Below are 14,100 nucleotides of genomic sequence, written 5' to 3' on the forward strand. Positions count from 1 at the left end.
TGCCTGTTTTCCCGAACGGGTGGCGTCCTATGCGCCACGATCGGGCGGCGTCAGTCCGTGAAGACCAGTTCGGCCCACACCGTGGTGAAGTCCGCCTGGGTCAGCACGCCCCAGCGCCCGGTCAGCCCGTCGACCAGGAGCAACCCCGCCGACGACGTCCACGGCACGGACCGGCGCACGGCGCGGTCGCGCACGCTGACCACCAGCGCCTCGCGCCACCGGTCCAGCACGAGTTCGAGCACGTACGGCGGCGAACCGTGCCGCCGGGCGTTGTCGTACAGCTCGCCGACCACCACGCCGATCAGCAGCACGTCGAACGCACCCCAGCCCTCGAGGTGCTCGCGCAGCCACCGGGCGACCTCGGCGGGCGAGGTCGCGTCCCCGTCCTGGACGACCAGGACAACCGTGTCGTGGCCGGCCGTCACGTCGACAGCGTCCCACCGGACGGGCCGCCCGCACCCGACGACAACCTGACGACTGCCTTGCGATCGCCGAGCGGTCTGCCCCACCGGCCGAGGGGTAGGCCGACCGTGCGGAGGGGAGCCATGAACCGTTACGGGGACTTGGGCGAAGCCGGTCACGGCACGCACGAGTTCTACCGGTGGCGTGCGGAGCCGACCAGGAGGCTGATCACCGGGAAGGGCTTCTCGTTCGTGGCCGTGGAGGGCGCCTGGCCCGCGTGCGACCGGGTCGACCGGGCCGTGCGCTGCCTGCCGGACGCGCCAGGGGATCCTCGGGTGGCGTTCCACGGGCTCGACGTCCACTCGCTGTGGGAGTCGCCGCTCGACCTGCGCGAGCACGACCCGGGCGAGGTGCCGAGTGCGCCGGCCGCCTACCGGTGCTTCGAGCCGCACGGCGTGGACCTGCTCACCGCGACGCTCCCCCACCGCACGATCGGCGTCGTCTACCACCCGGAACGGGAGCGGTGGGGCAACTCCCCAACCCGAGACGTATCCGAGCGGTGTCTGAGCGTCACCTGGTGCCCCAGGGCTGACCTCGAAAAACGAGAGGTTGATAACATCGTGTCACGGCCACCGCGGGCCGTCCGCTCGACAAGGATGGCACCGTGACCAAGGCACAGAGAATCGCAGCGGCGTGGGCGAACCTGCCCGCACCGGAGTTGACCGACCAGGTCCGCCTCCTGGTCAAGGCCCGCGACGCCGCCGCGCGCGCCGTCTGGTCGGCCGTGCGCGAGAACAACGTGATCGCCGCCCGGGTGCGGGGCGCTTTGGCGGGCCTGAAGGCCGAGTACCGCGGTCACCGCGACGAGGCCATGTGGCTGATGTGGATCGGCCAGGTCCAGCAACAACTCGCCGCCCCCGCCGCCACTCCGATCGTGGAGACCGCGGTCGAGGACGTCACGCCCGACCTGGAGCCGGTCATCACCGAGTGGGCCCCCATCCAGCCCCCAACGCCCCCGCGCCCGGCCGTCGACGCACCCGCCGTGCTCTTCCAGGAGCCCGCCTCGTCCACGAAGTAGCCCTCATCCCGGCCGCAATCCCGACAGCTCGCCCGCAGCCCGCAGCGCCGCCGACCACCGCTGCGCCCCCGAACCCCACATCGGACACCACCCGGTTTCTCGGACCGGATAGCGCCACCTGCGCGACCACCGCGCCGTCGACGAAGAACCCGCCCACCACCGCGGCCGTTCGCGCCTGGTCGTGCCATGGCCGTTCATCGCGCCCGGACGCGCCCAGCGGGGTGACGTGGCGCACACACCGGTACGGGTCTCGCGGACCACCGGCCCGGGCCGCGATGATGCGAAGGTGCCGGACGGGCGCGCCGGCGGAAGCGAGGGCGAGCGGTGGGGTCGACCGGCACGCGGCGGGTGGTGAGCCAGGACCAGGTGCTGCGCGGCGCCTGCCGGTTCTTCCTGCGGCACGGTCGGGTCGACATGGACGCGTTGGCCATGAGCCTCGCCATCAGCCGAGCCACCCTGTACCGGGTCGTGCACAGCCGGGACGGACTGCTCGCCGACGTGCTGTGGGTCCTGGCCGACCGACTACTGGCCCGTGCACGGCAGGAGCGCACGAACGGCGGGATCGAGGGCGTCCTCGAGGTCACGCGGCGGTTCGTGGCGGACTTGCGCGCCGCCGACCCGTTCCGGACGTTCCTGCGCGGTGAGCCGGAGACGGCGGCCCGGGTGCTGTTCAACGCGTCGGGCGGCGTGCACCGACGTGCCGTGTCGGCGCAGAAGGAAATCCTGCTCGAAGTCGACGGCGGGCCTTGGTCCACGGCGACCCTGGACCAGGTGGCATTCCTCTACGTGCGCATCGTCGAGTCCGCCCTCTACGCCGAACTGCTCACCGGCGCCCCACTGGACCCCGCCCTGGCCGAGACCGCCGCCCGCACAGTCCTCCTGCAACACCGCTGACACCACCCACACCCACCACGACCCCATCCACGCCCACGCCACAACTACACCCGCGCACAATCACCGACCTTCACCACTCCGCCACCACACTTGCGACAGCGGTCTCACGATCTCCCCGCGCGCTGGTGCACGCCGCGCACGGCCGGCTACGGTCGGCGATGATCCCATCCCCCATCGCTGTGGGAGCCGGTATGTCCCCTTCCCCCTGGCGCCGCCTCGCCCTGGCCGCAGCCGCCCTCGGCCTGCTCCTCCCGACCTCGATCCCCGCCTCCGCCGCCCCCGCCCCCGTGCCCCGCGTCGTCGGCCCACTCCCCGGCACCGTCCCCGGCGACCGCCTGGCCGACCGGATCGAGGACACCTACCCGTTCTTCTCCACCCCGGACGACCTCGCCGCCGCCGGCTACGTCGAACAGGAGTTCCACCTCTCCGGCACGGCCGACGCCTTCGCCCTCGACGGCACGAAGGTCGCCACGGCCGTCCCGTACACGACCCGGGTCATCGTCCGCCGCCCCGCACACGCCCGGAAGTTCACCGGCACCACGCTGGTCGAGTGGCAGAACGTCACCGCCGGCTACGACCTGGACGCCTTGTGGAACGCCGAGTCCGTCACCCGCGCCGGCCACGCCTGGGTCGGTGTGTCCGCGCAGCGGGTCGGCGTCGACCAGCTCAAGGCCTGGAGCCCGGCCCGCTACGGCACGCTGGACGTGACCGGCGCCGGCAGGTTCACCGCCGACGAACTGTCCTACGACGTCTACACCCAGGCGGGCCGCGCGATCGACTCCGGCGCGGTCATGGGCGGCCTGCGCACCAAGACGCTGCTGGCCATCGGCGCTTCGCAGTCGGCGGGCCGGATGACCGTGCTGTACGACCGCGTCCTGCCGCAGCAGCAGCCGGTGTTCGACGGCTACGGCTTCATCGTCGGCACGGCTCCGACCCGCGTCGGCGCGGAACCCGTCTTCCAGGTGCTGTCCGAGACCGACGTGCGGACCGCGCAACGCCCGGCCGACACCGACCGCTTCCGCCGCTGGGAGGTCGCGGGCGCGGCGCACTCCGGCTACGAGGGCCAGGTCTACCGCGCACCGATCTCCGAACGCGACCTCGGCGGTGCGCCCCAGTACGACTGCGACCGGCCCGCGTTCAGCCGGATCCCGATGCACCACGTCACCGCCGCGTCCTACGACCACCTGCGACGGTGGGTCGAGCGCGGCACGCCGCCACCGACCGCCCGGCCGTTGGAGTTCGAACCGGACGGCGTCACCAAGAAGCGCGACGCGCTCGGCCTCGCCCTGGGCGGTATCCGGCTGTCGCAGCTGGCCGCACCGCGGGCGTTGAACACCGGCGACAACTCCGGTGAGACGTTCTGCCGCCTGTTCGGCACGCACGTCCCGTTCGACGCCGCCACGTTGGCCCGCCTCTACCCCGAGCGCGGCGACTACGTGCACCAGGTGGTGACCGCCGACGTCGCCAACGTGCACGCCGGCTACCTGCAGCCCGCCGACGCGCGGCAGAACCTGGTCGACGCCATCGGAGGCACGCGATGAGAATCCCGCTGGTAGCACTGATCACGGCACTCACCGCAACCGTCACAGCCGCCCCCGCCAAGGCCGACGTGCCGACCCCGATCATCTTCGTCCACGGCCAGCAGGGCTCGGCGCAGCAGTGGCAGTCCAACGCCAAGCGGTTCTCCGGCAACGGCTACCCCGACGCGCTCCTGCACGCCTACGAGTACGACACGAGCATCCCGACCAACGACCACGCCATCGCCGGGCTCGAAGCGTTCATCGCCACCGTCCGCGCCCGCACCCGGTCGGCCAAGGTGGACGTGATCGCGCACTCGCGCGGCACGACGGTCATGCACACCTACCTGTCCGTGCCCGAACGGGCCGCCGCGGTGCGGAAGTACGTCAACGTCGACGGGCGGTCCAGCGCGACGCTGCCCGGTGGCGTGCCGACGTTGGCGCTGTGGGGCAGCCTGCAGCCCAACGGCTCGATCGGCGGCGCGACGAACGTCCACCTCACCACCCTCGGCCACACCGAGACGACCACGTCGGCCGAAGGTTTCGGGCACGTGTACCGGTTCCTGCGGGGCAGGGCCGCGTTCACCACCCAGGTGGTGCCCGAACTGCCCGCGCTGGTCAGGATCGCGGGCCGGGCGACGTACTACCCGCAGAACACCGGCGTCGAGGGCGTGGTGCAGGTCTGGGAGGTCGACAGCGGCACCGGGGCACGGCTCGGCACCGCACCCCGGTACAGCGTCCGGACCGGCGCGGACGGCGCGTTCGGCCCGCTGCCCGTCAACGGCCGCAAGCACTACGAGCTGGTGGTGCTGCGCGACGGGCAGCTGCCCTACCACTCCTACTTCGAGCCGTTCGAGCGCAGTGACCGGTTCGTGCGGTTGCAGGTGTCGCGTCCCGGTGGCATCACCGACAACATCGACCGTTGCCCGACGCACAGCGCGCTCACCGTCATCCGCAACCGCGAGTGGTGGTCGGACCAGCCCGACAGCGACAAGTTGGAGCTCAACGGCGTCAACGTCCTCGAACCGGCCGTGTCCGCGAAGCTGCGCCAGGTCCTCGCCGCGTTCGTGTTCGACGACAACTGCGACCGGGCGTCCACGCCGGGTGTCGTCCTGCCGCCGTTCGCCACGCTGCCGTTCCTGACCGGGGTCGACGCCTACCTGCCCGCCCAGGTCGACGGTGGCGGCACGATCCGCGTTACCCAGACAGCGCGCGGCAGCGAGGGCCGGACCCGCACGATCGCGGTGCCGAACTGGCCATCGGACGCGCACGCGGTCACCGTGCAGTTCAAGGACTACCTCGACAGTGGAACCGGAGGCGTCCGCCGCACGTCCCCTTGATCGACAGAGGGGGCTTGATGGCCGGACGCATCTCCTGGTGGTGGTCGCCGTGGTGGACGGTGGTCGCGTCCTTGGTGCCGGTGACGCTGGCGCTCTGGTCGGCCACCCCGCCCGGCGGCTACCTCGGACCGTGGCTGCTCGCATGCGGGCTCACGCTCCTGGTGATCACGGCGTGGCTGATCATGGCCGTCGTCGCGGTGATCGTGCTGCCCCGGCCGCGGCTGCGGCACGCCGTGCGGTTGTGGCCGTTCCTGCTGGTGCCGGCGCTGCTGGGAGCGGGAACGATGGTGGTCGGCTCCGGCTCGGTGCCGCGCGCCGCGTTCGACGCGCACCGTTCGAGCCTCGAAGCCCTGGCCACGGAGGTGGCACCGAACCAACGGGTCGAGGACCGCCGGGTCGGGTTGTTCACCGTGGACGTCAGCGCGGACAGGCCTGATGGGTGCACGTTGCTCACCGTGGAGGACGCGGGCATGTTCAGCACGGGAGGATGGGCCTACTGCCCGGACCGCGTACCGGTGAGCGCCCAGGGGGACGGGTACAAGTTCGCCACGTTCGAGGGCCCTTGGTACGAGTACTGGTTCGAGTGGTGATCACGTCACCGACATGGGCACCGCTCAGCCGGCCTCCAGCGAGCCCAGCGCCGCGTGCACCATGGCGCGCACCCCGACCGGCAGGGCGCGTTCGTCGGCGTGGAACGTCGGCTGGTGCAGGTCGCCCTGCGGACCCTCCCCCGACCAGATGCCCAGCCGCGCGTACGAACCGGGCACGTGCTCCAGGTACCAGCCGAAGTCCTCGCCGCCGCTGGACTGGGTGGTCGACGTGACGGCCCGCGGTCCCAGCGCGGCGGTGATCGCCTGCTGGAGCAGCGCGGTGCTCTCCGGGTCGTTGTCCACCACGGGCACGGCCCGGACGTGGTCGAGTTCGAACCGCACGCCCGTAGGCCGCAGCAACGAGCCGACGATCTCCTCCACCAACGCGGGCAGCTGGCCGTTCACCACCGGGTCGCCGGTGCGCAGCGTGCCGCGCAGCACGCCTTCGCGCGGCGTGCCGTAGGGCGTTTCCGGCGCGTCCATCAGGCCCCACGCCAGCACGGTCCCGGCCCGGGGGTCGACCCGGCGCGCGAGCATCGCGGGCAGCCCGGTCGCCACCACGCCGAGCGCGTGCACCACGTCGGAGCTCAGCTCGTTGCGCCTGCCCGTCCCGGACGCGCGCACCCGCAGTGCGAGCATGTCGCACGCCGACGTGACCGGCCCGACCCTGGTGCCGATCCGACCGACGAGCACCTTCGGGTCGCAGTGCAGGCCGAAGATCCGCTCGACGCCCTCGACCCCGCCCGCCGCGATCACGTCGTGCGCGCCGCCCGGCTCCTCCTCGGCGGGCTGGAACAGCAGCCGCACGCGGCCCGGCAGTGCCGGCGCGGACGCCAGTGCCGCCGCCGCGCCGAGCAGGATCGCGGTGTGCACGTCGTGGCCGCACGCGTGCGAGATACCCGGCACGCGCGAGGCCCACGGCTCCCCCGTGGTCTCCGGCACGGCCAGCGCGTCGATGTCGGCCCGCAGCGCGACGACCCGCGGCCCGTCGCCGACCTCGCAGATCACGCCGGTCCCGATCGGCAGCACGCGCGGCGCCAGGCCGAGGGAGCGCAGGACCTGCACGATCGTCGCCGTGGTGCGGAACTCCCGGCGCATCAGCTCGGGGTTGGCGTGCAGGGTGCGCCGCCACGCCATCACCAGCGCGAGGTTCGCGTCGAGCCACTCGTCCAGCCACCGCGGGCCGTGCCCGGCGCCCAGGTCGACCACGGGCGCGACGTCGTCGACGATCGGGCCGAACGGGACGGCGTCCGTGCCGCCGGTGGACGCGGGCAGCAGGTTGCTCGCAACAGAGGTCATGGTGGACTTCGCCGTTCGTGCCAGGGGCGTCAGGCCTCTTCGGGGAGCGACACGTCGCTCGTGTCGGGCACATCTTCACCCACTCTTCGTGCAAGATCCACTGCGCCACGTCGCAATCGCCCGATCGGATGGACGATTCACGCGGGCACGGCCGCCGCGCCTTTCCTGGCCAACACCGACCTACGCGGCGCGAGTGCCGCTCGCCCGTGCGACTCTCTTCCGCCGAAGGGCCGGTGTGGGACCTTCGGCGGAAGACGCGCGGGAAGGTGATCTTGTCGCTCGGCACGCCGGTGGAACCTCTTGCCCTCGGCGTGCAACGGATCGGGCCGGTTCCCCGTTGAGGGGCGTGATCACAAGCCAAGTGGCCGGTCGGGAGAGTGCCGATGGAGTTCGGTGAGTACGTGGTCGGGCGGCGCCCGGCGCTGATGCGGTTCGCCACGGTGCTGACCTGCCAGACCTGGCTGGCCGAGGACATCGTCAGCGACGTGCTCGGTCGTGCCTACGAGCGGTGGGACCGGATCTCGGTGATGGCCGAGCCGCACGCCTACGTGCGGCGGATGGTCGTCAACGAGTACCTGTCCTGGCGACGGCGGCTGGCCCGCACGTCGCCCCGGGCCGAGGTCGAGCCGGACGTCCCGTTCAGCGACGGCGCCGACGAGCGGGCAAGGCGCGACGCGCTGATCCGCCGGTTGGCCCGCCTGCCCCGGCGGCAGCGCGCGGCGGTCGTGCTGCGCTACTACGCCGGGCTGTCCGACGCCGAGATCGGCGCCGAGCTGGGTTGCCGGGTGACGACGGTGCGCAGCCAGATCTCCCGGGCGCTCGCCACCCTCCGGGTCGACCTCACCGCCAACCCCCACACCTACCAGGAGACGAGATGACCGACCTGCGCGCGCTCAACGACGCCTTCGAGGAGCTGGAGCGGCGGGCCGACGCCGCCACCGCCGCCCGGCCGTTCGACCTGCCACACCGCAACCGTGCGCAGGCGTCGCGGCTGGTGCCGATGGCCCTCGCCGCCGCCGCGGTGGCGGGCCTGGTGACCGGTGCGGTGCTGCTCGTGCCGAACAACGACCCCGGCACGCAGGCGGCCCAGCCCGGCGGTTCCACGACGACCGCGCCCATCACCACCACCACGGCAACGCCACCGCCACCGGCCTACGACAACCCCGAGCTGCTGGCGGAGCGGTTCCGGGCCGTGCTCGGCGACCTGGCGACGTTCACCGTGACCGAGACCGGACCGGGTGCCTCGGTGATGACCCTGCCCGATAGGCCGATCACCACCACGGCGGCCACCGCCACGGCACCGACCACCACGGCGCCGAGCACGACGGGTCCCCAACAGCCGAAGACCATCGGCTCCTCGATCGTGGGCACGCTGACCTCGGCCGGCGTGACCGGCGGCTTCGACCTGCTGATGTACCCGGGCCTGGGCCGTGACGGGGCGTGGTGCGACGCCCCCGACGAGCCGAGCTGCAGCGTGCGCGAGCTGCCCGACGGCTCGTCGCTGGCCACCAGCCAGGTCGCCCTGGAAAGCGGGGGCGTGACCCACCAGATCTCGCTCGTCCGCCCGGACGGCCTGGTGTTCGTCATGCACGTGAGCAACCGGCAGTCACCCAAGGGCAGCGGCCCCGTGCTCGGCACCCACCCCCCGCTGACCGTCGAGCAGTTGGTGCGGATCGCCACGTCCGACCGCTGGTGACGGCCGAGCGACGACGCTGACCACGACCGGGGATCACGGACCAGGCCCGCGATCCCCGGTCGCCGCGGTCAGGCCCTGAGCCGGTAGGCCCGCAGGACCGTCTGGTCGACCGTGTTGCCGTCCGTGTCGGAGGCGACGACCCGCAGCGAGACGTACCCGCCCGGCTTGCCGCCCACCGGGACGACCGACCGCACCGGCACCCAGTTCGCGCCGTCGTCGAACGACGCGAACGCCGTCAGCTCGCGCACGGTCGCCTTGCCCGCACCGGCCTGCCGTGACGCGGTGAACCGCACCGGCAGCGGCACCCCGGCCCGTGCGCTGTTGCGGAGGTCGAGCGGGATCGCGTAGCCCACCTGCAACAGCGGCAACTTGCCCTCCGCGTCGGCCGCGCTGGTGAAGCCCCACGTGGTGTGCACGGTCGTGGACAGCTCCAGCTGCGGCACGCCACCGCGGGCCGCGTCGAGGGAGAGCTCGTAGCGACCGGGTTCGGCCGGCACGTCCCACCGGCCGCGGCGCGGGTCGTAGCCGATCCCGAGCGACACGCCGTCCCGCTTGAGTTCCATGCTGCCGTAGCCGGTGGCGGTCCAGGACTCGACGGCGCTGCCGGTCGCGAACGGCGAGACCTTCGCCTCGATGCCGTTGCCGGTCCTGGTCACGCCACCGCCGGCCGCCCACTGCACGACCGACGTCCCATCGAGCCGAGGCGCGGCGACCGCGGCGTTCCAGTCACGCCGGTACCGGCGGCCCGGTTCGAACGCGGCGGGTTCGAGGTCGGACCAGATGCCGACCTGCGGGTCGCGCGCGTCCACACCGAACATGCGGCCGATGAAGCCCTCCTGGTACCAGCCGATGCCGTTGCCCGCGCTGTAGTACTCGGTGCGGGCCACCGGCGCGACCAGCGCCTCGTCCAGCAGGACGCCCAGGTTGTCCACCGCGGCACCCCGGACCACCGGGTACAGGCGCTGGCGGACCAGACCGTCCGCGCCCGAGGACCGGTAGGTGGCCTTGACCTCGGCCAGCTCGCTCCGCGTCACCCGGTACGCCCTGCCGGACGGCAGCGCGCCCTGCTCGGGGAAGAACAGGTTGTAGCTGACCGGCGAGGAGTCGATCGCGTGCACCGCGACCACGCCGCCGATCCCGGCCAGGAGCTGCTCCGCGCCGTGGTCGGACGCCGACAGCACCGGAAGCGCGGTCTGCGGGGCGTTCGGGAACGGCAACGGCCCGAGCAGCAGCACGGCCGCCGCACCGGCGTCCTTCAGCTGCTGCGCCACCGCGTAGAGGTCCTCGTCGGTGCCTTCCAGCACGACGAGCGCGCCCGTGACGTCACCGTCGCGCCGGGCGGTGCGGAACTCGTGCTTGCCGGGCGGGAAGTACGGGCTCGCGTCGGCGTAGCGCACCGGCAGCCCGAACCCGCCCAGCGCCACCCGCGGCTGCGCGGCCTTGAGCGTGGTCGAGTACGTCAACTGCGGCAACGGGTCGCCGAACGACAGGCCGTACACCGGCGTGGAGCCCTCGACCGGCCCGGTGACGCCGGAGGTCTTGCCCGGCTCCATGGGCACGCTCAGGTCGACCTCGCGGTGCAGCGGTCGCACGCCGCCGTCGCCGAGGTCGACCGTGATGGGCTTGCCCTGCCTCGCGTCCAGCTCCACGGTCACGTCGGCGGCCGTCGACACCTTGCCCGCGACCTCGGTGACGGAGATCGGCGTGTACCAGCTCGCGAGCGCGGAGTGCTGCTCGACCCGGCCGAGCACGGCGTAGTCGGACACCGGCAGCTTGACCGTGCCCCGGCCCTCGGCGTCGAGCGGGAGCGTGCTCGACTTCCCGGTCTTCAGGTCCACCAGCAGCACGAACTCGTTGACCGGCGCCTTGCCGTCGCGCCCGGTGATCCGGACGGTCAGCGCGTGGCGCTCCTCCTGCACGTACGCGCCCACCGAGGTGGTGACGCGGACGCCGTCCGCGGACGCCTCGACGTGCCCGAAGAACGTGCCGAGCCCTTTGCGGGGGTCGAGCCGCACGACCACCGGCGCGGTGCCGTGCGCGGGCACCGTGACGCTCGACGGCACGGTGAAGTCGGCGCCGAGGTCGTGCCGCAGCTGCAACGTGACCGGCTGGTCGCCGTCGTTGGTGTAGGTGATCGTCTTGTCGTGCACGGTCGTGTGCGGCCATTCCACCAGCCCGAACGAGAGGCTGCCGACGTCCGCGCGCACCTGCTGCTCGACCGCGCGCCGCACGTCGAGCAGCCCCGTGCCGACGTGGTCGGGCGAGTCCGCGAGCGGCTTGACCGACCCCATCAGGTGCGCCTTGAGCTGCGGCGCGGTCCAGGTGGGGTGGCGCTGCGCCAGGATCGCGGCGGCGCCCGCCACGTGCGGCGCGGCCATCGACGTGCCGGTCAGCCGCGCGTGCAGGTCGCCGACCGCCTCGTCCGGCAACGTGCCGTCCGCCCGTGCCGCCACGATGTCCGTGCCGGGCGCGGCGATGTCGGGCTTGACCGCGTAGTCGCCGAGCCTGGGCCCGCGCGAGGACGACTCGTGCAGCTGCCCCTGCTTGGTGAGGTTCGCGACGGCCAGCGCCTCGTTCGCCGCGGCGGGTGTCGAGACCTTGCGGTAGGTGTAGGCGTTGCCCGCCGCGACCACGAACAGCGTGCCCGTCTCCGCCGTGAGCCGGTCGACGGCCAGCGACAGCGGATCCGAACCGTCGCTCTGGTCACCGCCGAGGCTCAGGTTGACGACCTTGGCCTTGACCTCGCGGGCCGCCCACTCCATGCCCGCGATGACCGCGCTCTCCGGGCAGTCCCACGTGCCGCAGACCCGTCCGATGGCGAGCCGGGCGCCCTTGGCGACCCCGCTGTACGTGCCGCCGCGCCCGGCGACGGTGGCCGCGACGTGCGTGCCGTGGCCGACGTTGTCCTGGATGCCCTCGCCGGTGAAGTCCCGGGCGGCCACCACGACGTCCTTCAGCTCCGGGTGCTGCTGGTCGTAGCCGGTGTCCAGGACGGCCACGGTCACGCCGCCGCCGTCGAACCCGGCCTGCCACGCGCCCGGCGCGTCCACCATCGGCACGCTCTGGTCGAGCGTGACCCTGGCCTTGCCGTCGAGCCAGAGCTTGTCGGCGGCTTGGACGCCCACCTGGCGGTCCGCCCACCGCCGTGCGGCTTCGGACTTCACGACGGCGGCCGACGCACCCACCTCTTGGGTGAGCAGCGGGATGTGATCGGTTCTCGCGTCGTCGTAGCCGAAGTCGAGCAGTGCCGTGACGTCGAAGAACCGCTTGTCGACCCGGTCGTGCGCCAGGTCGTCGAGCGCGTCCTCCGGCACCACGAACTGGTGGTCGTCCTCGACGTACCGGACGAACCTCGCCCCCGGACGCCCTTCGATGCGGACGAGCGCCCCCTGCTCGTCCACGACCACCTTGTCGCCGGTGATCAACGTGATGGTCCGGGCCGCTACCCCGGCCACCGGCGCCGCCTGTGCCGCGACCGGGCTCACCAGCCCGGCCGCGAGCACGGCGACCACCAACCAGCGTGCGTGACGCACGTGTTGCCTCCCCAGTGATGAACGCGCTTTCCCGGAGGAGACTCACCGGAACGCTCCGAGGTTGCACCGGGTGGAACACGCGTCGTTCACAGTTGCGCGGAGGTCGACGGGTCAGATCGCGGTGCAGTCGGCTTTGTCGGTCCACTCCGTGCCGCACCGGTAGAGCGCGAAAGGCGTGTTGTAGCCGTAGCGGGCACCCAGGGTGTTGTACTCGCCGACGTCGATCCGCTGGGCCACGTAGTGGTCGGTCGCGGTGGCGGTGACCTTGTCGCTGTAAGGCGGACGGGAGGTCGTGCCGGTGGTGGTCGTCGTCGGGGTGACGCCGCCGTCGAGGCCCCAGAAGCGGGCCAGGTGGTAGGCGGTGCAGATGTCGACGTCCAGCATGTACGCGGCGGTGCTGCCGCACTGGGCGGTGCCGGTGCCCGGGTCGACGGGCTGGCCGTGGTTCATGCCGGTGATCGAGTAGTACTCGACCGTGCCGCCGTAGACGCGGTGCGGGTAGCCGGCCACGGTGTCGCTGACGTCCGGTGTCTGGTCGGTGCCGTTGACGTTCGTCCACTGCTCGACCAGTTCGGTGCCGTTGAGCGGCCGCACAGTGGTATCGGCGGTGCCGTGCCAGATGGACACCTTCGGCCGCGGGCCGGAGTGCGCGAACGCCGCGCGGACCTTGTCGCCCCACTGGGCGGGGCTGAGATTCGTGCCGGGGTTCATGCAGCTGAACGCGGCTACCGTCGACGTGGCGCACTGGTAGGGCAGCCCGGCCACGATGCCGCCGCCGGAGAACACGTCCGGGTAGGTGGCGAGCATGACCGCGGTCATCGCCCCACCCGCGGACAGCCCGCTGACGTACGCGGAGGTGGCGCCGTTGTCCTGCTTGGCCTTGTCCACCATCTGCTTGATGGACAGCGCTTCCCCGGAGCCGCGGCGGGTGTCGCCCGGCTCGAACCAGTTGAAGCAGGAGTTGGCGTTGTTCTGGGACTTCTGCTGCGGCACCACGACCGTGAACTTCCACCGGTCGGCCAGTTGCGGCCACCCGGTGGCCGTGCCGTAGCCGGTGGCGTTCTGCGTGCAGCCGTGCAGGGCGACGACGACCGGGCGGCCCGCGGGCAGCCCGGCGGGCACGTAGCGGAACATCTGCAGGTTGCCCGGGTTCGTCCCGAAACCGGTGACCTCCTGCAAGGTCGCGGCGGCGGCGGGTCCTGGCGAGGAGACCAGGTGGACCGCGGTGGCCAGCACCGCGACGAGTGCCGCGGCGAGACCGCGAACGGGCCGGACAGGGCGACGATCCGACATGGGCGCATCCTCCACGTTGAGTGATGGCGGTCACGTGCGATGCGTCCGACGCTAGGAGCCCCCGGTGCCGTCCGTCGCTGGTGACCCACGCCACTCTTCACGCCGCGCCCGTGTGTGGCGCCGCCACACCGGCCCGCCGCATCCCTTCCGCACACGGAACCGATCCAGCCTTGAGTCGCCGGACGTTCCGATACTTTCGGATACCGTCGAAGCTCGCCAACCCGAACCGATCTCCTGCGGTACCAGCATTCTCGCGTCTCTATAGGTGAATCTCAATCCTTGACGCCGCCGATCATCCACCTTAGTTTTCGAAAGCATCAACCGGACACGTCGCAACTTTCGGTCCGTCGTCGGTCCGGCCAGCCCTTGGAGGAAGTGATGTCCAGAACTGCTGTCACCGTCGCCGGCAGGCCGGTGGCGCACGGCGCGCGGCGACGTCTCGCGGCCCTGGCCGGCGC

12 protein-coding genes are annotated in these 14,100 nt (G+C 72.3%); 8 read left to right on the forward strand and 4 right to left on the reverse strand.

The window, feature by feature from the left end:
- Positions 1-50: 50 nt before the first annotated feature.
- Positions 51-425 (reverse strand): ATP-binding protein, encoded by a 375-nt coding sequence (locus B0I31_RS08145; RefSeq protein ID WP_106614647.1) that lies wholly within the window; start codon positions 423-425, stop codon positions 51-53.
- 120 nt (positions 426-545) lie between these two features.
- Here B0I31_RS08145 and B0I31_RS40465 point away from each other — a divergent pair, with 120 nt between their 5' ends.
- From B0I31_RS40465 to B0I31_RS08175, 6 genes are all read left to right on the forward strand, one after another.
- A complete protein-coding gene (locus B0I31_RS40465) occupies positions 546-1,070 on the forward strand; it encodes a TraB/GumN family protein (RefSeq protein WP_181320049.1) in 525 nt (174 codons plus the stop codon).
- The gene (locus tag B0I31_RS08155; RefSeq protein ID WP_106614648.1) at positions 1,067-1,480 is read left to right on the forward strand and encodes a hypothetical protein; all 414 of its coding nucleotides are present in this window, start codon (positions 1,067-1,069) and stop codon (positions 1,478-1,480) included. Before B0I31_RS40465 ends, B0I31_RS08155 begins: the two co-directional genes overlap by 4 nt.
- A 351-nt stretch (positions 1,481-1,831) precedes the next feature.
- Entirely contained in the window at positions 1,832-2,374 is a 543-nt protein-coding gene (locus B0I31_RS08160) for a QsdR family transcriptional regulator (RefSeq protein WP_281262280.1), read from the forward strand.
- Positions 2,375-2,565: 191 nt separating this feature from the next.
- Positions 2,566-3,915, forward strand: a complete 1,350-nt coding sequence (locus B0I31_RS08165; RefSeq protein WP_219910629.1) for an alpha/beta hydrolase domain-containing protein — start codon at positions 2,566-2,568, stop codon at positions 3,913-3,915.
- Positions 3,912-5,231 (forward strand): alpha/beta hydrolase, encoded by a 1,320-nt coding sequence (locus B0I31_RS08170; RefSeq protein ID WP_106614650.1) that lies wholly within the window; start codon positions 3,912-3,914, stop codon positions 5,229-5,231. Before B0I31_RS08165 ends, B0I31_RS08170 begins: the two co-directional genes overlap by 4 nt.
- 17 nt (positions 5,232-5,248) lie before the next feature.
- The gene (locus B0I31_RS08175; RefSeq protein WP_106614651.1) at positions 5,249-5,821 is read left to right on the forward strand and encodes a hypothetical protein; all 573 of its coding nucleotides are present in this window, start codon (positions 5,249-5,251) and stop codon (positions 5,819-5,821) included.
- A 24-nt stretch (positions 5,822-5,845) separates the two neighbouring features.
- On the opposite strand, the gene B0I31_RS08180 is transcribed toward B0I31_RS08175, so the two are convergent.
- Positions 5,846-7,120, reverse strand: coding sequence for an amidohydrolase (locus B0I31_RS08180; RefSeq protein ID WP_106614652.1), 1,275 nt, complete (start codon positions 7,118-7,120; stop codon positions 5,846-5,848).
- Positions 7,121-7,503: 383 nt separating this feature from the next.
- Here B0I31_RS08180 and B0I31_RS08185 point away from each other — a divergent pair, with 383 nt between their 5' ends.
- Entirely contained in the window at positions 7,504-7,998 is a 495-nt protein-coding gene (locus tag B0I31_RS08185) for a SigE family RNA polymerase sigma factor (protein ID WP_106614653.1), read from the forward strand.
- Complete coding sequence (locus tag B0I31_RS08190; protein ID WP_106614654.1) at positions 7,995-8,816, forward strand: hypothetical protein; 822 nt, start codon at positions 7,995-7,997, stop codon at positions 8,814-8,816. Before B0I31_RS08185 ends, B0I31_RS08190 begins: the two co-directional genes overlap by 4 nt.
- 68 nt (positions 8,817-8,884) lie before the next feature.
- On the opposite strand, the gene B0I31_RS08195 is transcribed toward B0I31_RS08190, so the two are convergent.
- Both B0I31_RS08195 and B0I31_RS08200 read right to left on the reverse strand, forming a co-directional pair.
- Entirely contained in the window at positions 8,885-12,349 is a 3,465-nt protein-coding gene (locus B0I31_RS08195) for a S8 family serine peptidase (RefSeq protein ID WP_146173780.1), read from the reverse strand.
- Between the two features lie 111 nt (positions 12,350-12,460).
- Positions 12,461-13,642 (reverse strand): extracellular catalytic domain type 1 short-chain-length polyhydroxyalkanoate depolymerase, encoded by a 1,182-nt coding sequence (locus B0I31_RS08200; RefSeq protein WP_106614656.1) that lies wholly within the window; start codon positions 13,640-13,642, stop codon positions 12,461-12,463.
- Between the last annotated feature and the right edge of the window lie 458 nt (positions 13,643-14,100).

It is taken from the genome of Saccharothrix carnea (assembly GCF_003014735.1).
Taxonomy (GTDB): Bacteria; Actinomycetota; Actinomycetes; order Mycobacteriales; family Pseudonocardiaceae; genus Actinosynnema; species Actinosynnema carneum.